At 72.2% G+C, this 19086-nt stretch carries 15 protein-coding genes; 7 read left to right on the top strand and 8 right to left on the bottom strand.

Annotation, left to right across the window (positions count from 1 at the left end; translation table 11 throughout):
* Window positions 1-22: 22 nt before the first annotated feature.
* From J2X36_RS21855 to J2X36_RS21845, 3 genes are all read left to right on the top strand, one after another.
* Window positions 23-2278: a xanthine dehydrogenase family protein molybdopterin-binding subunit gene (locus J2X36_RS21855; RefSeq protein ID WP_310353761.1), complete on the top strand. Its 2256-nt coding sequence runs from the start codon at window positions 23-25 to the stop codon at window positions 2276-2278.
* Window positions 2279-2292: 14 nt separating this feature from the next.
* Complete coding sequence (locus J2X36_RS21850) at window positions 2293-3303, top strand: SLAC1 anion channel family protein (protein ID WP_310353723.1); 1011 nt, start codon at window positions 2293-2295, stop codon at window positions 3301-3303.
* Between the two features lie 158 nt (window positions 3304-3461).
* Complete coding sequence (locus J2X36_RS21845) at window positions 3462-4298, top strand: alpha/beta hydrolase (RefSeq protein ID WP_310353721.1); 837 nt, start codon at window positions 3462-3464, stop codon at window positions 4296-4298.
* Window positions 4299-4352: 54 nt separating this feature from the next.
* On the opposite strand, the gene J2X36_RS21840 is transcribed toward J2X36_RS21845, so the two are convergent.
* The 3 genes from J2X36_RS21840 to J2X36_RS21830 all read right to left on the bottom strand — a co-directional run bounded on the left by J2X36_RS21840 (window position 4353) and on the right by J2X36_RS21830 (window position 9143).
* A complete protein-coding gene (locus J2X36_RS21840; protein WP_310353719.1) occupies window positions 4353-5657 on the bottom strand; it encodes an HlyD family type I secretion periplasmic adaptor subunit in 1305 nt (434 codons plus the stop codon).
* A complete protein-coding gene (locus J2X36_RS21835; protein WP_310353717.1) occupies window positions 5654-7378 on the bottom strand; it encodes a type I secretion system permease/ATPase in 1725 nt (574 codons plus the stop codon). Before J2X36_RS21835 ends, J2X36_RS21840 begins: the two co-directional genes overlap by 4 nt.
* Window positions 7379-7457: 79 nt before the next feature.
* A complete protein-coding gene (locus tag J2X36_RS21830) occupies window positions 7458-9143 on the bottom strand; it encodes a hypothetical protein (protein ID WP_310353715.1) in 1686 nt (561 codons plus the stop codon).
* A gap of 485 nt (window positions 9144-9628) precedes the next feature.
* Here J2X36_RS21830 and J2X36_RS21825 point away from each other — a divergent pair, with 485 nt between their 5' ends.
* Window positions 9629-10429, top strand: a complete 801-nt coding sequence (locus J2X36_RS21825; protein WP_310353713.1) for a lytic transglycosylase domain-containing protein — start codon at window positions 9629-9631, stop codon at window positions 10427-10429.
* 13 nt (window positions 10430-10442) lie between these two features.
* Here J2X36_RS21825 and J2X36_RS21820 read toward each other — a convergent pair whose 3' ends face one another.
* Window positions 10443-11549 (bottom strand): tlde1 domain-containing protein, encoded by a 1107-nt coding sequence (locus J2X36_RS21820; protein WP_310353710.1) that lies wholly within the window; start codon window positions 11547-11549, stop codon window positions 10443-10445.
* 220 nt (window positions 11550-11769) lie between these two features.
* Between J2X36_RS21820 and J2X36_RS21815 the strand changes: the two genes are divergently transcribed.
* On the top strand, window positions 11770-12792 hold the full coding sequence (locus J2X36_RS21815) for a substrate-binding domain-containing protein (RefSeq protein ID WP_132254313.1): 1023 nt from the start codon (window positions 11770-11772) through the stop codon (window positions 12790-12792).
* A 73-nt stretch (window positions 12793-12865) separates the two neighbouring features.
* On the opposite strand, the gene J2X36_RS21810 is transcribed toward J2X36_RS21815, so the two are convergent.
* The 3 genes from J2X36_RS21810 to J2X36_RS21800 all read right to left on the bottom strand — a co-directional run bounded on the left by J2X36_RS21810 (window position 12866) and on the right by J2X36_RS21800 (window position 13788).
* On the bottom strand, window positions 12866-13135 hold the full coding sequence (locus J2X36_RS21810) for a hypothetical protein (RefSeq protein ID WP_132254314.1): 270 nt from the start codon (window positions 13133-13135) through the stop codon (window positions 12866-12868).
* A gap of 78 nt (window positions 13136-13213) precedes the next feature.
* Window positions 13214-13411, bottom strand: a complete 198-nt coding sequence (locus J2X36_RS21805; RefSeq protein WP_132254315.1) for a hypothetical protein — start codon at window positions 13409-13411, stop codon at window positions 13214-13216.
* A gap of 92 nt (window positions 13412-13503) precedes the next feature.
* Entirely contained in the window at window positions 13504-13788 is a 285-nt protein-coding gene (locus J2X36_RS21800) for a hypothetical protein (RefSeq protein ID WP_132254316.1), read from the bottom strand.
* Between the two features lie 300 nt (window positions 13789-14088).
* On the opposite strand from J2X36_RS21800, the gene J2X36_RS21795 reads away from it, so the two are divergent.
* Both J2X36_RS21795 and J2X36_RS21790 read left to right on the top strand, forming a co-directional pair.
* Window positions 14089-14361, top strand: a complete 273-nt coding sequence (locus tag J2X36_RS21795) for a hypothetical protein (RefSeq protein WP_132254317.1) — start codon at window positions 14089-14091, stop codon at window positions 14359-14361.
* Window positions 14362-14689: 328 nt separating this feature from the next.
* Entirely contained in the window at window positions 14690-14962 is a 273-nt protein-coding gene (locus tag J2X36_RS21790) for a hypothetical protein (protein WP_132254318.1), read from the top strand.
* Window positions 14963-14989: 27 nt separating this feature from the next.
* Here J2X36_RS21790 and J2X36_RS21785 read toward each other — a convergent pair whose 3' ends face one another.
* A complete protein-coding gene (locus J2X36_RS21785; RefSeq protein ID WP_310353704.1) occupies window positions 14990-18868 on the bottom strand; it encodes an autotransporter domain-containing protein in 3879 nt (1292 codons plus the stop codon).
* Between the last annotated feature and the right edge of the window lie 218 nt (window positions 18869-19086).

Raw genomic sequence — 19086 nt, 5'->3', positions numbered from 1 at the left:
CCTCACGATGGACGGCCTCACGATGAACGGCCTCGCCCCCCACCTGCTCGCGGACCCGCGCCGGGCGGCGGGCCGCGCGCCCGTCCGCAACCTCTCGCGGCGCGGCTTCCTCGGGACCGCCGCGGGCGCGCTCGTCCTCGGGGTCGGCCTCGGCCCCGCCCTCGCCCAGGAGCGGGCCGAGGGAGCGGGCGCCGTCGCCCCGAAGCCGGGCACGCGCGTCGCGGCCTTCCTCGAGATGCGGCCCGACGGCACGGCGCGCCTGCTCAGCCCCTTCGTGGAGGGCGGCCAGGGCATCAATACGGGCCTCGCCCAGACGATCGGCGAGGAGTTCGACCTCGATCCGTCGCGCTTCGCGGTGGAATGCGCGCCGCCCGGCCCCGATTACGCGGTCGTCAACGGCCTGCGCATGACGGGCGGCAGCTTCTCGACCCGCTCCAGCTTCGACGCCATGCGGAGGCTCGGCGCCACGGCCCGCGAGATGATGCTACGGGCCGCCGCGGCGCGGCTCGGCGTGCCGCAGGCCAGCCTGACGACCGATGACGGGCGCGTGGTCCACGCCGCCTCCGGCCGCACGCTCGGCTACGGCGATCTCGCCGCCGCGGCCCTCGCCCTGCAGCCGCGGGACGACGTGCCCCTGAAGGACCCGAAGACCTTCCGGTGGATCGGCAAGCCGGTCGCGCGGCTCGACGCGCGCGACAAGTCGACGGGCCGGGCGATCTACGCGATCGACATCCGCCTGGACGGGATGCTGCACGCGGCCGTCCAGCACGCCCCCCATCTCGGCACCGAGCCGCAGGACATCGCCAACGAGGCGGAGGTGCGCGCGATGCCGGGCGTCCGCTCGGTGCACCGCCTGCCGGGCGCCGTGGCGGTCGTGGCCGATTCCTGGTGGCGCGCGCGCAAGGGGGCCGAGGCCCTCCGCGTCGCCTGGACGAGCCCCGCCGCCGAGGGCATCGCGACGGTCTCCGCCGGCTTCTCGTCGGCCGCGATGCTCGAGGCCCTGAAGGGCGCGACGGATGCGGGCATCCCGGCCGAGCAGGAGGGCGACGTGGCGGGCGCCTTCGCCGGGGCCGCGACGCTCGTCGAGGCGGAGTACGACGCGCCCTATCTCGCCCACGCGCAGCTCGAACCGCCCTCGGCCGTCGCCCGCTTCGCGGCGGACGGGACGCTCGATCTCTGGCTGCCCAACCAGATGCCGGAGGTGTTCCAGCAGGTCGCCGCCGGAATCGCCGGGCTGCAGCCGGCGCAGGTGCGCATCCACTCGCCGATGCTGGGCGGCTTCTTCGGCCGCCACTTCTATTACGGGCCGGCCAATCCCTTCCCGCAGGCGATCCTGCTCGCCCGGGCGACCGGCAGCGCCGTGCGGGTCCTGTGGTCGCGCGAGGAGGAATTCGGGATGGACGCGGTGCGTCCCCTGAGCTTCGCGCGGTTCCGCGCGGCGCTCGGCCCCGACGGGCTGCCGGTGGCCCTGCAGATCCGGGCGGTGGGCGAGGGCCCGATCGGCCGCTGGTTCGGCGCGCTGTTCAAGGCGCCGGTCGATTCCTCCGTCGTCGAGGGCCTCGACCGGAAGCCCTACGCGATCCCGAACCGGCGCCTCGACTACGTGAAGGTGCCCCACCCCGTCACGATCGCCTTCTGGCGCTCGGTCGGCCACTCGATGAACGACTATTTCTACGAGAGCTTCCTCGACGAGGTGGCCGCGGCCGGCGGCCACGACCCCTTCGCCCTCCGCATGGCGCTTCTGAAGGACAGCCCGCGCCACCGCACGCTCCTGCAGACGGTCGCCGATCGCGCCGGGGGATGGAAGCGCGGGCCGTTCGAGGCGCCCGACGGCACGCGCCGGGCGCGCGGCATCGCGATGGCCTCGCCCTTCGGCTCGGAGACCGCGACCATCGCGGAGGTGTCCCTCACGGACGGCCAGGCGCGGGTGCACGACCTCTGGATCGCCATCGATCCGGGCAGCGTGGTCAATCCGGGCATCGTCGCGCGGCAGGTCGAGGGCGCGGCGGCGCTCGGCCTCTCGGCGACGCTGCTGGAGCAGGTCGTCTACGAGGGCGGCCGGCGGCAGGCGCGCAACTACGACGCCTACCCGATCCTCGACCGCGAGCGGATGCCGCGCGTCCACGTCACCATCGTCGAGAGCGGCGCGCCGATGGGCGGGATCGGCGAGCCGGGCCTGCCCGGCGTGCCGCCGGCGGTGGTCAACGCGGTCGCGGCCCTGACCGGCCGGCGCGTGCGCAGCCTGCCGCTCGCCAAGGCGCAGCTCTCGGGGGTCTGAGGGTGGAGCCGGCCATGACCACGATCGCGACGGCGGAGGCGGCGGCCCCCGTCCGGGCGGGCCGCGCGCCCCTGTTCGACTACCTGCCGGTCAGCCTGTTCGGCGCCGTGATGGGGCTGGCCGGCCTGAGCGTCGCGTGGCGCCTCGCGAGCGCGCGCTACGGCCTTCCCGCGCTCGTGTCCGACCTGATCGGGTGGGGCGCCCTCGCCACCTTCGTGGGGCTCGCGCTCGCCTACGGCGCCAAGGCCGTCACCGCGTGGCCGGCGGTCCTCGCCGAGTTCCGGCACCCCATCGCCGGCAACCTGTTCGGCACCGTGCTGATCAGCCTGCTGCTGCTGCCCTTCGTTCTCCGGGGCCTCAGCCCGACCCTGGCCGCGGCGGCCTGGATCCTCGGCGTCGTCGGCATGGTGCCCTTCGCCGTGCTCATCGTGAACCGCTGGATGGGCAGCCGCCAGAGGCTCGCCCATGCCACCCCGGCCTGGATGGTGCCCGTCGTCGGCCTCCTCGACGTGCCGCTCGCCGCCCCCTCGGTCGGCCTTCCGCACACGCAGACGCTGAGCCTGTTCTCCCTGAGCGTGGGGCTGTTCTTCGCGCTCCCGCTCTTCACCCTGGTCTTCGCCCGCCTCGTCTTCGAGGAGCCGCTGCCCGCCGCGCAGCAGCCGACGCTGATGATCCTGGTGGCGCCCTTCGCGGTCGGGTTCTCCAGCTACGCGGCGACGCTCGGCCGGATCGACGCCTTCGCGGAGGCCCTGTTCCTCATCGCGCTGTTCGTCTTCGTGGTCCTCGTCGGCCGCCTGCGCGACCTGCCGCGCTGCTGCCCGTTCCGGGTGTCGTGGTGGGCCGTGAGCTTCCCCGCGGCCGCGATGGCCGTGGCGGCCCTGCGCTACGCCGAGCATGTCGGCGACGTCGCGGCGGACGGCCTCGCCCTGCTCCTGCTCGCCCTCGCCACGATCCTCATCGCCGGCCTGGCGCTGCGCACGCTCCTCGGCATCGCCCGCAACGAGCTTCGCCAGCTCGCCGGCTGAGGCCCCGCGCCCCCATGCGCCGCCGGCCCCCAAACGGAAACGGTGGCTTTCGATCGTTTCCGTTTCCGGAGAACGCGCGGCGCGGCACTCTGCTCGTCGTTCCGCGATCAGGGGCCGCGCCGCGGCCCGACCCGCCCCAGACCCCGAGGAGGTTCACCATGCCGACGATCACCACGAAGGACGGGACCGAGATCTTCTACAAGGATTGGGGGCCGCGGGACGGAGGGGTGATCGTCTTCCATCACGGCTGGCCGCTCAGCGCCGACGATTGGGACGCGCAGATGCTGTTCTTCCTCGAACAGGGCTTCCGCGTCGTCGCGCATGACCGGCGCGGCCACGGCCGCTCCAGCCAGACCGCCACCGGCAACGAGATGGACACCTACGCGGCCGACGTCGCCGAGCTCGCCGCCGCCCTCGACCTGAGGGAGGCCATCCATGTCGGCCACTCGACCGGCGGGGGCGAGGTCGCCCGCTACGTCGCCCGCGCCGAGCCGGGGCGCGTCTCGCGGGCCGTGCTGATCGGCGCCGTGCCGCCGGTGATGGTCCGGTCCGAGGCGAATCCGGGCGGCCTGCCGATCGCGGTCTTCGACGGGTTCCGCGCGGCGCTGGCGGCCAACCGGGCGCAATTCTACCGCGACGTTCCGGCCGGCCCCTTCTACGGCTTCAACCGCGCGGGCGCGCAGGTCTCGCAGGGGATCGTCGACAATTGGTGGCGGCAGGGGATGATGGGCGGCGCCAAGGCGCAGTACGATTGCATCGCGGCCTTCTCGGAGACCGACTTCACGGACGACCTGAAGGCGATCGGGGTGCCGGTCCTGGTGCTGCACGGCACCGACGACCAGATCGTGCCGATCGCGGATTCGGCCCTGCTCTCGCACCCGCTCCTGAAGGCGGGCACCCTCAAGACCTATGACGGGTTCCCGCACGGGATGTGCACCACCCATCCGGACGTCATCAACCGGGATCTCCTCGCCTTTGTCCGCGATTCGCGATGATCGCGATCAACGCGGGGAGGGCGCGGCCGGAGATCGCGATCATCGGGCCGATCCTCACTTCTCGCGGAAGGCCCGGCGCGTCTGATCGGTGAGGGGCTTGGTGAGGTAGGACAGGACCGTCCGGTCCGCCGTCTTGACGAAGGCCTCGACCGGCATGCCGGGCATCAGCGTCGTCCCCTCGAGGCGGGCCAGTTCCTCCTTCGGCACGCCGAGCCGCACCAGGTAGTATGCGGTCCCCGTCCGCTTGTCCTCGCTGACATCGGCCGCGATCCGGGTCACCGCGCCCCGGAGCTCGGGCGTGGTGCGCTGGTCGAAGCTCGGGAAGCGCAAGCTCGCCACCTGCCCGAGCCGCACCCGGTCGATGTCCTGGGGCGCGACCCGGACCTCGACGACGAGCGAATCGGCCGTCGGCACGATCAGCATGATCGGCTCGCCGGGCGAGATGACCCCGCCGCGCGTGTGGACGGCGAGTTCGTGCACGTATCCGGCCTGAGGCGAGCGGATCTCGATGCGTTGAAGCTGGTCGTAGGCGGTGATCTTCTGCTCGATCAGGGTGGCGACCTTGGCCCGGATCTCGGCCAGTTCCTTTGCCACTTCGCTGCGCAGGTTCTGCTCCAGCTGGATGATCTGCAATTCCGTCTCGGAGATCTTGCCCTTCGTCTGCGCGATGTTGGCGACGAGCACGCCCCGCTCGCCCTTGAGCCGCGCGATGTCGCGCTCCAGGCTCGTGACCCGGCTCAGCTGGATCAGGTTCTTCCTCCAGAGGTCCTGCACGCCGTCGTACTCGCGCTGGATGATGCCCGTCTCCTGCTCCTTGGCCTCCCCCTGCTCGGACAGGCCGCGGATCTCGTCCCGGAGCTGGCCCACCCGCTCGCGCAGCTGCGCCTCCTGCCCGAGCCGCGCGTCGCGGCGGAACCGGAAGAGCTTGCGCTCGCCGTCGACGATGCGGGCGACATCGGGGCCGGCCGCGCGCAGTTCGGCGGGAAAAGCGACCTCGCCGAGGCCGTCGCGCTCGGCCTCGAGGCGCGCCGTGCGGGCGGCCAGTTCCCAGAGGCTCTTGCTGACGCTGTCGTAGGTGGCCCTGGCCGTGGTCGCGTCGAGGCGGATCAGGAGGTCGCCCGCGTTGACGCGGCTTCCCTCGTCCACGCGCAAGTCGGCCACGACGCCGCCCGTCGGGTGCTGCACCTTCTTGATGTTGGTCTCGACCACGAGCGAGCCCGCGGCGATGATCGCCCCGGACAATTCCGTCAGGGCGGTCCAGGCGCCCACGCCGGTCGCGAGGGCGAGGACGGCCAGGACGCCGAGGAGGTGGCGCCGCAGGGAGCGGCGCGTCGCGCGGGTGGGATCCTGTCCGGTCATGCCACCCTCGTCGGGGTCTGGCGCGTGAGCGCGGCCAGTTGCGCCAGGACCTCGTCCCGCGGCCCGTGCATCTGCACCCGGCCGTCGCTCAGGACGAGGATGCGGTCGACCGCCGTGAGGGCGCTCGGCCGATGGGCGATGACGACGGCGACGCCGCCCCGGGCGCGCACCCCCTGCACCGCGGCGGACAGCGCCCGCTCGCCATCGACGTCGAGGTTGGAGTTCGGCTCGTCGAGGACGACGAGGAAGGGGTCGCCGTAGAGGGCCCGGGCGAGGGCGATGCGCTGGCGCTGGCCGCCGGAGAGGGCCGGAAGCCCCGGCCCGATGGGCGTGTCGTAGCCCGCGGGCAGCCGCAGCACGACCTCGTGGACGCCCGCCGCGCGTGCCGCCGCCAGCAACGCCTCCGGGTCGGGATCCGGGTCGAAGCGCGTGATGTTCTGCGCGATGGTGCCCTCGATCATCTCGACGTCCTGGGCGAGGTAGCCGAGGCTGCGCCCGAGCTCGTCCCGGTCCCACTGGTCGAGGGCGGCGCCGTCGAGCCGGATGACGCCCCGGCTCGGGGGCGTGATCCCGACGAGGGCGCGGGCGAGCGTCGACTTGCCGGAGCCGCTCTGCCCGATCACGCCGAGCGCGCTGCCGGGCGCCAGGGCGAAGCTCACGTCGTGCAGGGCGAGCGTGTCGCTCCCCGGCAGGGCGACCGACAGGGCCGTGACCCTGACGCTCTCGCGCGGCCGGGGAAGCGGCACAGGCGTCGCCGCATCGCCGTCCGGCAGAGCGGCGACGAGCCGGGCCCAGGCCTGGCGGGCCGCGGCCACCGACTTCCAGTTCGCGATCGCCAGATCCACCGGCGCGAGGGCGCGGGCGGAAAGGATGGTAGCGGCGAGCATCACGCCGGCCGTCGCCTCCTCGCGGACCACGAGCAAGGCGCCGAGGCCGAGGATGCCGGATTGGAGCATCGTGCGCAGGAGCCGTGCCGCGCTGCCGAAGCCGATGGCGAGATCGTTGCCGTAGGTCGTGACGTCGAGGCTGCGCCGCGACCTGTCCTGCCAGAGCGCGACCATGCGCGAGCGCATGCCGAGGGCGGTCAGAAGGGGCGCGGTGCGGTGGACCATGTCGGTGAAGGCGCGCCGCTCGGCCGTGGCCTTCACGGCCGCCCGGGTCGGTCCCGCGCTGGCCCAGTCGGTGAGGAGGGTCAGCGCGGCGAGGACGATGGCACCCGCCGCGATGGCGACACCGATCCAGGGATGGAACAGGAAGCAGATCGCGATGTAGAGGGGCACCCACGGCAGGTCGAAGATGGCCGTGAAGGCCATGCTGCCGAGGAAGCCCCGGACCGTATCGAGGTCGCGAAGCGCCTGCGGGCCCTCGTCCGTGCGCGGCCCCTCGGTGCCGCGCGCGAGCAGCGTGCGGAACAGGCGCTCGCCGAGCCGCTCTTCGACCAGGCGCCCGAACCGCGCCAGGATGCGGGCTCGCAGCATTTCGAGCAGGCTCTGGATCAGGAAGAGCATCCCCGCGATCCCGGCGAGCCCGAGGAGGGTCGGGATGCTGCGGCTCGGCAGCACCCGGTCGTAGACCTGGAGCATGAACAGGGGGGCGGTGAGCATCAGCAGGTTGATGACGCCGCTCGCCACGATCGCGGTGACGAGCGCACCCCTGCCGGCCCGCAGGGCGCCCCAGAACTCGCGGCGCCCGCGCCGACGCAAGGTTCGATCGTCACCCAACTCGTCCCCCTCGTCCCTCAAGTGCCTCCCCCGCGGCATCGAGACGGCCTCCGCCGCGCAGCGGCGGAGGCGCCTCCCGTCAGAGGCCGAGCAGATGCAGACCGGTGGTGCTGGTGTGCCCGCCCGGATCGGCGTGATGGGTGTCGACGTGGCCGCCGAGATCGAGCGAGGCGATGCCGAGATCGAGGCTCAGCCCGCCCGAATGCTCCGTTCCCCCCGGCCCTGAGGAGACCGGCGCGAGGTCGAGGAGCTTGCCGACGAGCGCGTCCGAACCGCCCAGGCCGCTTTCGGGGAACGCGATGCTGTCGCCCTCGAGCAGGTTGATGCTGGCAAGGCCCGGCTGGCCGGCCGGGGCGGTGAGGGCACCGACCTGGATCGCGTGGGACGGATCGGCCTGGGGCGAGGCCACCGCCACGTCGGCGATCGGGTTCGCTGCGGCCGGACCGATGCCGATCTCGATGAGGGGATGGGCCGAGCCCGAGCCGCCGGATCCGGAGCCGCCGAGGAGGCCGCCGAGCAGATCCCCGTTCGTGCCGCCCGTCGCACCGTCGAGCAGGGTCGTCACCGGCGCGAGGACGCCGCCGGTTGCGCCTCCGTTGCCGCTCTCCTGTCCGAGCCCTCCGACGGCGCCGGTCAGGCCGTCGAGGAGGCCGCCGGCCGCGTTCGTCACCGCGCCGAGGTCCCCCAGGATCGGAGCGACGGTGCCGAGCCCGTCTCCACCGAGGAGGCCGCCCGGCAGGCCGGCGACATCGGTCAGGAGCGTGCCCGCCTCGCCCAGATGTCCGAGCCCGACCGTCTCGCCGAGATTCGTGAGCCCGTGCAGGGCATCGTTGAGAAGCGGCACGTCGTGCCCGACATCCTCGATCCCGGCGTGCAGGTTGAGAACGGCGGCGTTGGCAAGGTTCGAGACCGGGGCGAGGAGCCCGTTCGGCGAGAGAAGGCCGCCCCCGGCGCTCGCCGCGCCCGTCAGGCTGCCCACGAGCGTGCCGGCCGAGGTGAGAACGTCTGCGAGGTCCGACAGGAGGGGCGTCACGGCCGAGACGCCGCCGCCGCCGAGCAGCCCTCCCGGCAGATTGAGCGCGTCGGTGACGAGATGGGCCGGCTCGCCGATATGGCCGAGCCCCAGCGTCTCGCCGAGCCCCGTGAGCCCGTGGATCGGCCCGTTCAGCGTCGGGTTCTGGTGCCCGACATCCTCGAGCGTGGTGTGAAAATCGAGCACGCCCTGATTGAGCAGGTTCGTCACGGGATCGAGCGCGCCGTTCGGGCCGACGATCCCGTTGCCCGATGCCGGCGCCGCGGTCAGGGATTGCACCAGCGTGCCCGCCGCGTCCGTGACGTGGCCCGCGTCGGTGAGCAGGCCGGCGGCACCCCCGATATCCGTCGGGCGACCGGCCGCACCGGCCAGATCCGTGATCAGGTTTCCGGACTCGCCGATATGGCCGAGGCCGAGCGTCTCGCCGAGATGGGTGAGGCCGTGCAGGGGGCCGTTCAGGGCGGTGACCTGATGGCCGGTCTCCTCGAGCTGCGCGTGCGTGTCGAGCACGAGACCGTTCGCGACGGCGCTCAGGCTGTCCGGCACGAGGGCGTTCGGGGTGTCGGAGCCCGTCCCGTCGAGGGTCGATTCGACGAGCGAGGCGACGGGGCCGAGGCTCGACAGCTGCGCCGTCGACAGGGCCGTCGAGGAGAGAAGGGCTTCAGGGCTGACGAGCCATTCGAGGCTGCGGGTCAGCGGCAGGCCGAGGACGTTCAGGGATGATGCGGACATCAGACACTCCGATGATTTCGCATACAACCCTTGCTGTTCGCCCCCGTTGCCCGGCCAACGAATGTTAAAGACCGAGTTTTCCCTGAAGATTTTAATAATCGACCCCCGATGATCGATTAAATCTCTGACGATCAACGTCTTTTGGAATAACAGTCGGACTTTTCCGTTTCTGGATAAGTCCTTTGATAAATGGATTATCGGCGCTCGAAAGCAGCAGGTCGACGCGAGACAGCAGGCGAGCGCGCCTCGCCGCCGGCGCGAGCGGCCCGAGGCCCTTCAAGGCCGGGGGACGGGCTTCGAGCGAGAAGGGGCCCCCGTGCGGGACGGCACGTGGCCGAGCCTCCGCTCTTGCGTAGACGCGCCGGAATGCGCATGGCAGGTCGGAATGGCTAAGCACCGCCCGCGGCGTGGCCGGCGACCGGTCATCCCGGGAGCGGCCGCGCCGCGGGCGGCATGTCCCGGCCCGTTGCACACAGGAGTTCTGGATGATCACGAGCGGGTACAGGAGATCCGTGGCGGCGGCCGGCCTCGCGGCTCTCGTCGGCCTCACGGGCCGGGCGGAGGCCGCCCAATGCGGCAACTCGGCCGCCGGATTCGAGGCCTGGAAGCGGGAATTTGCCGAGGAGGCCCGGGGCCGGGCCAGCGCGGCGAGCCTCGCCGCCCTGGCGCAGACCTCCTATTCGAGCCCGACCATCGCGGCCGACCGCGGCCAGAAGAGCTTCAAACTCTCCCTCGATCAGTTCCTGGCCAAGCGCGGCGGGCCGGCCATCGTCTCGCGCGGGCGCGCCCTCAAGCAGCAGAACGCCGCCCTGTTCGCCTCGATCGAGCAACGCTACGGCGTGCCGCCGGGGCCGCTCCTCGCCATCTGGGGCATGGAGACGGGTTTCGGCGCCGTGCGCGGCAACATCAACACGCTCTCCGCGGTGGCGACCCTCGCCTATGATTGCCGGCGCTCCGCCTACTTCACGGACCAGCTCTACGCGGCGCTCACGCTGGTCGATCGCGGAATTCTCACGGCGAGCACCCGCGGCGCGGCGCATGGCGAGGTCGGGCACACGCAGTTCCTGCCGAAGAACGTGCTGAACTACGGCACCGGCGGCAGCCTCGACAGCGCTCCGAACGCGCTCAATGCCACCGCCAACTTCCTCAAGGCCCACGGATGGCGCGCCGGCGCCGGCTACCAGCCGGGCGAGCCGAACTTCGCCGCGATCCAGGGCTGGAACGCGGCCCAGGTCTACCAGCGCGCCATCGCGCTGCTCGGCCAGCGCATCGACGGCGGTCCCTGATCGGGGGCGGCCCTCAGCCGCCCGCCCGGCCCGTCAGGCGGTCCCACAGGCCGATGCGGCTCGCGCCCCCCGGACCGGGGCCATCCTGGCGCGATCCCGCCACGACGACGAGGCGCCGGACCTCGCCGCGCAGGTAGGCCTGCAGGAAGCGGTCGTACTGGCGGAAGACGACGCAGCCGTTCGAGGCGCCGCTCGGGCCCAGCATGTAGGTGTGGGCGAGGAGGCCGTCCCGCCCATGGATCGCGGTGCTGCCGCCGACGGGGTTGAGACGGATCGCCCGTACCCCGTGGAACAGCCGCTCGCGCTCGGTGAGATCGTAGGTACCCGGCGGCGTCGAGCCGCGCATGCGCAGGTGGACGTGGCGCGGATTGTCGAGGCTCGGGCCGAGCCCGGAATGCGCCTCCAGCACCTCGCCGCTCGGCAGTGTGACCCGGGCCGCGCTGATGTCGTAGATCGCCGTGCCCGCACCCGCCGTCGGGGCCGGGATCGGCGTGAGCCGGGACCGGGGCGAATCGTCGATCGCATCGCTCTGCGGAGCGGCGTAGGCGAGGGCCGGGCCCGCCGGCTCGTCGCCCTTGCCGAGGAAGCGCTCGAAGAAGGGACGCTCGGCCGCCGTCGCGGCGCTGAAGACGCTGCGCGTCGTGGGCTGCGGCGGTCGCGCGGCGACGCGCGCCGGGACCGCGACGGGGGAACGGAATTCGGGCGGGCGCGGTACCGGCAGCGGCACGGCCTGGGCGAGGCGCTGCGGCTCTGCCATCGGCAGGGCGTCGGGCGCGGATGCGGGAACGGGCGTCTCGGGCGGACGCGGCGCGGCGCTCTCGGCCCGGGCGAGGATGAACCCCGCCGCGCGTCCCGGCAGGGGCGTCGGATCGAGCATCCAGGCGGTCTCGGCGGCGACCGCGGAACGGGCGAGGGGCGACGGCGTGGCGGGTGCGCCGGCATCGGGGGCGGGCGATGCGGCGGGCATGGGGCCGGCCAGCCGCGCCGCCGGAGGCAGGACGCCGCCGATCGCCGCCGCGACGCCCGCGCCGCCGAGGGCGAGGCCGAGAAATCGGCGGAGGCGACGGCGCCGGTGAACGCGCTCGGCGAGGCAACGGGGCGGGTACGCAACCTGGACCATGCGGGCTCGACTCGGATACGCGTTGCCCTCGGGCCGCACGCGCCCCGGCCCTCAGCGCGCTGCGCGAAGAGGGTTCGGGCCGTTCACCGATGCGGGGCACGTTCGACCTGAAGTGTCCCGATTGAGCACCGGTTTGGTTAATATTGGCTCAATCGGATCGCAGAACTGCGATGTGCTATGCCGCGTCGGCCGCGGCAGGCGAGGAGGGGCGGATCGCGACATGACGGAACCGGCCCGCACCGAGGTCGCGGTCGAACTCGGGCTCGGCGGCGTGCTGCGCTTCGGGACGCGCCGGGTCGCCGTCGCCGACGCGCTCGCGCTCCTGAGCGCCATCGAGAGCAGCGGCTCCGTACAGGGCGTCGCGACGGCCCTCGACCTCTCCTACCGCGCCGCCTGGGATCGCCTGCGCAGCCTGGAGACGGCGCTCGGGCAGCAGCTGGTGCGCAAGACCCGCGGGCACGGCACCACCCTGACCCCCGTCGGCCAAGCCCTGGCGCAGGCCCTCTCCGACGCGGCGGCGGGCCTCGCCGCGCCCCTTGCGCGGGAGGCTCGGGCGATCGAGGCGCGGCTCGCGAGCCTGGTCGGCGGGGCACCCCGTCCGCTCGCCATCGCGGCGAGCCACGATCTCGTCCTGATGGACACGCTCGCCGCGCTCGACGATTGCGACGTCGCTGTCGTGGGCAGCCGCGAGGCGGTGCAGCGCCTCCTCGACGGGCAGGCGGACGTGGCGGGGTTCCATTGCGGCTCGCACGGGCTCACGGAGGCGGGCGCCCCCTTCACCGACCTCGTCGACAATCCGGGTCTGCGGGTGCAGGCGCTGTTCGCGCGCGAGCAGGGCTTGCTGCTCGCGCGCGGAAACCCCCTTGGCATCCGCGGCCTCGACGACCTCGCGACGGGGCGGGTCCGCTACGTCAACAGGCAGAGAGGGTCCGGCACGCGGGCGTGGTTCGACCGGATGCTGGCGGAGGCGGGGCTCGCGCCGTCCGCGATCACCGGATACGGCGTCGAGGAATTCACCCACCAAGCGGTCGCCGCCGTGATCGCCACGGGCACGGCCGATGCGGGGCTCGGCGCCCGCTCGGCGGCCGAGCGGTTCGGCCTCGATTTCCTCAGCATCGGCTGGGAGACCTACCATCTCGCGGCGAGCGCCGTGCTGCCCGAAGAGCGCCTCGACGGCCTCATCGCGGCGGTCGCGGCGCGGGCGGGGCGCGCGGCCGGCTACAGGCTTCCGGAGCCCGCCTGATATCGCCTCCGGCCCGAGGGGAGCCGTTCGGCGGAGCGGCGCGGGCGCAGCCCCGCGACGGCTCTCGCGATCCTCAGTAGGGATAGCCGTAATACGGCCCCGGAACGGGCTCGCGGCGGTACCGGGCCGGGCGGTCGTAGCGGCCCCCGTAGGCTCGGATGTAGGGATCGAGGCGGGGGTTGCGGTAATTGCCGTTGTTCACGCCCGCCGAGCGGTCGTTGCCGGATTCCGCCGCGAAAGGCGAGAGACCGCTCCCCGAGCTTCCGCCCCCGCGCGCGGAGGCGGCACCGGTGAGGGCGATGAGGAGGGCGGCCGCCAGGGCGGCGCGGGTCGTCGTACCCATGGTGATCTCCGAGATCGCTTTCCGGGCCAACGGGGCGGCGGAGGTCGCAGTTCCCCCGCGCGCCGCACGGGCGACGCGTCAGAAATCCGTCCGCCGCTTGACGTCGGCTCCGTTCGCGGCCTCGTCCTCGGCCTCGGTGCCCGGTCGCTCGAGGGGACCGTCCTGCGATTGCACGCGGCCGGTCGCCGTGTCCTGAGGGGCGTTCGCCAGCCCCTCGCTCGCGGGCTTGCCGTGCGGCATCCGCTCGGCCTGCGTGTCGGTGCCGTCCTTCGTCATCGGACCCTTCCCTGCGGTGCGTCGGTCCATGCGCCAACGCCGCAGGAGGGCCGCGGTGCCCGAGGCCCGGGATCGGGCCTCGCGCGGAGGGTTCAGGCCGCGAGCCGGGCGGAGCCGAGGAACCGCACCCAGAGTTCGGCGCCGTTCCCGCCCTGCTTCCGGCAGGTCACGCGCGCGAGGCGCTCGTCCCCGGTCCCGACCGCGAGGACGAAATGCTCGGGAATGCCGGCCGCGCTGCTCAGTTCCAGGCGGCCTTCCTGCGCGCCGTCCTCATGCAGGCGGCAGCCGATGATCTCGTTTCCGAGCAGGATCTTGGCGGTCTTGGGGGCTCCGTCGAAAGGAGGGGTGGCGCGCAAGTCGGCGTGGGATTTCTGCAAGGGCAGGCTCCTGTCCGGTCCGTGTTGGCGGGCCCCCTCCTTGGGGACGAAGCGTGACGAAAGCTTGACCGTTCGTGCCCTCTCCCCGCTCGGTACGCTCGCGTTCCGTGATGGACAGGGGAAGGAGAACCTCGGCGAGGCCGCGCGACGCCGATCATGCCCGTGGACCCCGAAGGAGGACGGCCGCGCGTCTTCGTGTACGGCGCGCGCGGAACGGAGTTCGGCCTGCGGATTTTCAGGACGGGTCCTTCGACCGGCAGAGCGGCCCCGGTCGGGCACGGTCTGGAGAGGGTTGAGAGCATGTCCGATCTGGATGGGAAACGGGCCGAGATCACCGCCCGCATCGCGAAGGAATTCGGCCTCGGTGATCCCGCCTCGCTCCCGGGCGAGGACTTGGCCCGGATCGAGGCCGCGACCGAGGCGGTTCTCGAAGCCGACGCGGTCCCGCCCGCGAGCCCGGACCTGCGAAGGCTGATCGCGGAATACCGCGCACTCCAGGAATTGCGGGCCGACGAGGACAATGCCCGCCTTGCCGAGAAGGGCGAGGTCTTCGCGCCCGAGAACGACGCCTGACCCGGGCCGAGGCCGCAGCCGCGCCCACGAAGCGTGCGCACGCGCCCATCCACGCGCCTCTGGCATACCAGCCCAGCGTGCATCGGAATTGTCACGGTTGCGACAGGGCTTAAGTTGGACCCATCGCTGTTCCGACGGCGTTCCTCCCAAGGCTTCGCCCGCCCGGTCTCGCGACCGTGGCGGGCTTTTTCTCGGCGGCTCCCTCGCTCCGGCCCCGCCGCTTGCAGCGAACCGCGGACGCCTTAGCTCTCAGCCAGCGGAGATCTTTTTTTCTCCGCCACCGGCGCGGCGCAGGGCGCCGCGGATGCCACAGACCGTGAGAACTTCGATGACGCGCACGATCCTCGTCGGCCTCGTCCTCGTGACGGCGGGCCCGGCCCTGGCCCAGATCCTTCCGGGTCCGGTGCCCCACGGCCGGCCCGGCGTCGTGATCCAGAACCAGCCAAACACGACCGGCAACAGCCGGGACGTCGTGATCGCCCCGGGCGCCACGGGCGCCGAGACGATCACCACGAACTCGGCCGCGGGCGGAAACGCGAGCTTCCCCGAACGGGCGGTTCCGAACGGGAGCGCCAACGGTGGGGGCGGCGGGAGCCGCTGAACGCGGCCCCCGTCCCCCGTCTCCGCATCAGAAGTTGTAGCGGAGCCCGCCCCTCACGGCCTGGATCGAGTCGGTCGAGGCGACCTCCGCGTCGTAGTTGACGAAGCCCGTCAGCCCGGGCGCGAGCAGCGTGCCGATACCGAGACCGATGAGGGCCCGGTCCCGGTCGAGGCGGCGTCCGGCCACCGCGAACGGCACGGCTGGCGCGAGCGCGAAGGCGGAGCTGATCGTCCGGCTCACGTCGGCGAAGTCGTGCACGTAGGCCGCCTTGAACGCCAGGGTGACGACGCGGCCGCCGATCGTGGCGGAGGATTCGAAGCGCCCGCCGACCAGGGTGCGGGCGGAGAGGAAGTCCCGCGCCGCCACGTTCAGGTTGAACAACCCGCCGCCGACCTCGCGCACCCGGTCCTGATCGAAGGTCGAGACCTGGAAGCCGACGAAGGGCGTGAGGACCTGTCCCGGCGCGTAGGTGAAGCGGTAGCCCGCCTCGCCCGCCGACAGGAACTGGTTGCCGCTGATAGTGCCCCGTGCCCCGTTGCCCTGCAGGGCCGCGAAGACGGGCGCACGATCGAGGCGGCCTTCCGCGCGGGCGTAGCCGAGCGCGGCGTTCGCGTAGAGCGCGCCGTTCGTGATGCCGCCATAGACGCCGACCTGGCCGTTATCCGTGTGGGCCCGCTCGCCGGTGCGGCCGAGGCTGACATCGACCGAGCCGTAGCCCGCCGAGATACCGAGCACCGTGCCGACCTGCGGGTGGATGTCGATGCCGCCCGCGAATCCCGCGATGGTCTCGTTGCGCCCCGCGGCGTTGAGCGTGTTCTCCACCCGCCCGAACTGGCCGTAGCCGTTCGCCCAGACGCCGTAGCCGCGACTCGTCTCGATGATCTTCGGCTCGGGCACGGGCCCGCGCTTCGGCAGGTCGGCGGCGTAAACCGCCGGCGGCAGGGTGAACTGGGTCGGGCCGGGCTCGAACGTCGCGACGTAGGCGCGCGAGACGAGCTGGTCGGTGAAGGCGCGACCGGCCCGCAGCTGCGGGTCGGCCATCGAGGCGTAGCCCTGCCCCGCGGCGCGGTCGAGGACGCCGGCCAGGGCCGCGTTGCTCTGGCTGTCGAGGGCGAGCAAAGCCGCCGGGTTGCTGGCGAGCGCCGCGTCGAGGCCGCGGGCGGCCGAGGCCTGGTTCGGCGTCTGCGCCACCAGTGCGAAGCTCTGCTGGGTCAGCGTGACGTAGGCGTTGTTGGCGTCGTGCGAGGCGACGGGCCGGATCAGGAAGGGCAGAGTCCCGTCGTCGGCCGCCGCGGCGAAGGCGCCGCGCACACCGCCCTGCGCCGTCAGCACCGTGTAGCGCGTACCCGGCAGGTAGCTGCCGGCAATCGGCTTGACCTGGACGGTGCCGTCGAGGGTTGCGGCCCCCGTCACGGCGAGTCGCGCGGCCTGACCCTCGGGCGTGATCGTGCTCTGCAGCGTGCCGCCGGCCCCCTGGACGTAGGCGCCCGCGACATTGAGCGTGCCGGTCGGCGCGGCGGCGTTGCCCGGCGCGACGGTGCCCGCGTTCGTCAGGCTGCCGCCGATCGTGCCGGTGCCGCTGAGGGTGCCGGCGCCGCCGACGCGCGTGGCGGCGTTGAGCGTCGAGTTCACGGTCAGCGTGCCGCCGGTGACGGAGGCGCCGCCCGAGAAGCCTTGCGTCGTGCCGGCCGCGAGCGTGTAGGCGCCGCTTGCCTGCGACAGGGAGGTGAAGCCGACGACGTTGCTGGCGAGCGTGCCGGTGCCCGACAGGTTGAGGCTGTTCGTCCCGCGCCCCTGCGCGGTGATCGTGCCGCCGATCACCGAGCCCGTGCCGAGATTGACGGTGTTCACGCTGGCGGCGACGTCGTTGAAGGTGATGGCGCCGGTGATCGTGCCGGTGTTGGTCAGCGTGTGGCTGCCCGCGCCGTAGACGACGTTGCCCGCGACGCGGCCGGCATTGACCGTGGTGCTGTTGCGGCGGTTGTTGGTGGGGTTGGCCGAGTCGGCATCGACGAGGCGGACGTCGCCCGTGATCGTGCCCGACGCCGCGTTGGTGAGGGTGGCGTTGCCCGCGCCGAAGATCACGATCGCCTGCCCCCCCGCGGGTCCGGTGATCGTGCCCTCGTTGACGAGGGTGTAGTTGCGCGCCCGGCCCTGAACGGCGCGCACGCCCGTGCCGGTGCCGGTGATCTGGCCGCCGGCCCGGTTGTTCACGGTGAGCGCGGCGACGTCGTCGTCGGAATCGATCGCGGCGACAGCCGCGGTCCCGGTGCTGGTGGCCGCCCGGGTCGCCGAGATGCGGCCGGTGTTGGTCACGGTCATCGAGGCGATGTCCTCGCCCGCGTAGACGCCCCGCGAGATGCCGATCCCGTTCTCGGTCACGCTGATCGTGCCGGTGTTGACGACCGTCAGGTTCGAGATGTCTCCCGCATTGGAGTTGGCGAGCACGCCGTAGACGCGGGTGGCGGCCGTGTTGGGCCGGCCCGCGGCGCCGGTGCCGGTCAGGGTGCCGTTGTTCACCACCGTGGTGTTCGAGCCCGACATCAGCACGGTCTTGTTGGTGATCGTGTTGTTGACGGTGAGCTGCGCGCCCGAGCCGGTCACCTGGATCTGGCCGCCGACGTTCTGCGTCGAGCCGGCAGCGAGGGTCAGGTTTCCGCCCGCCACCGTGAGGTTGCCGGACAGGTTCTGGACCGAGCCGCTGCCGAGGGTCCAGGCGCCGGCATTCTGGGTCAGGCTGGTGAAGCCCGACACGGTGCCGGTGAGGGTGTCCGTGCCCGAGAGGTTCAGCGCGTTGGTGCCGAGGCCCTGGGCCGTGATGTTCCCGCCGATGCTCGAGCCGGTGCCGAGATTGACCGTGTTCACCGTCCCCGCCACGTCGAGGAAGGTGATGTTGCCGCCGATGCGGCCCGTGTTGTTGACCGTCTGGTTGCCGCCGCCGAAGCTGACGTTGCCGGTGATCAGGCCGGCATTGTTGAGGGTGCCGGTGCGGCGGATGTTCACCACCGTCGCCGCCGTCTGCAGGTCCTGATCGGTGTTGCGCACGTCGCCGTTGATCACGCCCGTCGCGGTGTTGGTGATCACCGTGTTGTAGGCGCGCGCGGTGGTGGCGCCCGCATTGCCGGCGTTCAGGGCGTAGGTGGCGATCGCCGCCTCGCCCGCCGTCGTGTTGCCGATCGTGCCGCTGTTGTTGATCTCGTACTCGGCCGCCCGCCCGTTGAGCGCGCGGGTGTTCGTGCCGGTGGCGAGGATGCGCCCGCTCGCCGCGTTGTTGACGACGAGCTTGTCGGTGTCGTCGTCGGCATCGACGCCCGCGACCGCCGCCGTCGTCGCGGTCGCCGTGGTGCCGCGCGTGGCCTGGATCAGACCGGTATTGTTCAGCGTGAAGACCTCGATGTCCTCGCCCGAATAGACGCCGCGGGCGACGCCGTTCCCGTTCTGCGTCACGCTGATCGTGCCGCTGTTCGTCACGGTGATGGCATCGTACTCCGCCCCTGTCGGCGCGCTCGAATAGGCGCCGTAGACGCGCGTGGTGGCGTTGCCGGCCGGTGCGGTCAGGGTGATCGTGCCCGTGTTGTTCAGGGTCGAGAGGTCGCCCGCGAGGTTGACGCCGAAATTGTCGCGGTTGAGCGGCGCCGCGTTGCTGATCGTGCCGGCATTGTTGACGGTGCTGGACCCGTTGACGCGCACGTTCGCGAAGCTCGGGTTGTTGCCCGCGCTGGTCTGCTGGAAGCCGATGGTGGCGCCCGACTGGATGTTCACGGTGAGGCCCGTGGCGCCCGCGGGAGCGATGAAGCCGGTGGGCTGGTTGCCCGTGCAGGTCACGGTCTGATTGCTGGCAGGCGTCGCCGGCTGGCAATCGGCGCGGCCGTCCGCAACCAGAACTGCCCAGACCGGAACGCTCATCAGTAGAGACCGGCGCAGAGACGATGCGACCGTCGACATGATTTCCCCCAAAACTTACGGTTGTCTTCTTCAAGACCCTGCCGCGCGATCGGCGACCAACTCGGCCATGAGTGCGAGACAGCTCGGTAGAGTCAATTCTAATCCATTTCACAAAATATACGGTCATAGCCTTTCGATAGATTGATGCAAATTTAGCACTCCGAACTGATCGGTTTGCG

Origin of the sequence: Methylobacterium sp. BE186, assembly GCF_031457035.1 — a bacterium.
GTDB lineage: Bacteria > Pseudomonadota > Alphaproteobacteria > Rhizobiales > Beijerinckiaceae > Methylobacterium > Methylobacterium segetis.
This window is presented reverse-complemented; position numbering and strand designations above follow the sequence as displayed.

Excerpts from the sequence above, each read along its gene's own strand:
- J2X36_RS21855 (WP_310353761.1), top strand. The coding sequence starts at position 23 with ATGAACGGCCTCGCCCCCCACCTGCTCGCGGACCCGCGCCGGGCGGCG.
- J2X36_RS21850 (WP_310353723.1), top strand. The coding sequence starts at position 2,293 with ATGACCACGATCGCGACGGCGGAGGCGGCGGCCCCCGTCCGGGCGGGC.
- J2X36_RS21845 (WP_310353721.1), top strand. The coding sequence starts at position 3,462 with ATGCCGACGATCACCACGAAGGACGGGACCGAGATCTTCTACAAGGAT.
- J2X36_RS21840 (WP_310353719.1), bottom strand. The coding sequence starts at position 5,657 with ATGACCGGACAGGATCCCACCCGCGCGACGCGCCGCTCCCTGCGGCGC.
- J2X36_RS21830 (WP_310353715.1), bottom strand. The coding sequence starts at position 9,143 with ATGTCCGCATCATCCCTGAACGTCCTCGGCCTGCCGCTGACCCGCAGC.
- J2X36_RS21825 (WP_310353713.1), top strand. The coding sequence starts at position 9,629 with ATGATCACGAGCGGGTACAGGAGATCCGTGGCGGCGGCCGGCCTCGCG.
- J2X36_RS21820 (WP_310353710.1), bottom strand. The coding sequence starts at position 11,549 with ATGGTCCAGGTTGCGTACCCGCCCCGTTGCCTCGCCGAGCGCGTTCAC.
- J2X36_RS21815 (WP_132254313.1), top strand. The coding sequence starts at position 11,770 with ATGACGGAACCGGCCCGCACCGAGGTCGCGGTCGAACTCGGGCTCGGC.
- J2X36_RS21810 (WP_132254314.1), bottom strand. The coding sequence starts at position 13,135 with ATGGGTACGACGACCCGCGCCGCCCTGGCGGCCGCCCTCCTCATCGCC.
- J2X36_RS21805 (WP_132254315.1), bottom strand. The coding sequence starts at position 13,411 with ATGACGAAGGACGGCACCGACACGCAGGCCGAGCGGATGCCGCACGGC.
- J2X36_RS21795 (WP_132254317.1), top strand. The coding sequence starts at position 14,089 with ATGTCCGATCTGGATGGGAAACGGGCCGAGATCACCGCCCGCATCGCG.
- J2X36_RS21790 (WP_132254318.1), top strand. The coding sequence starts at position 14,690 with ATGACGCGCACGATCCTCGTCGGCCTCGTCCTCGTGACGGCGGGCCCG.
- J2X36_RS21785 (WP_310353704.1), bottom strand. The coding sequence starts at position 18,868 with ATGAGCGTTCCGGTCTGGGCAGTTCTGGTTGCGGACGGCCGCGCCGAT.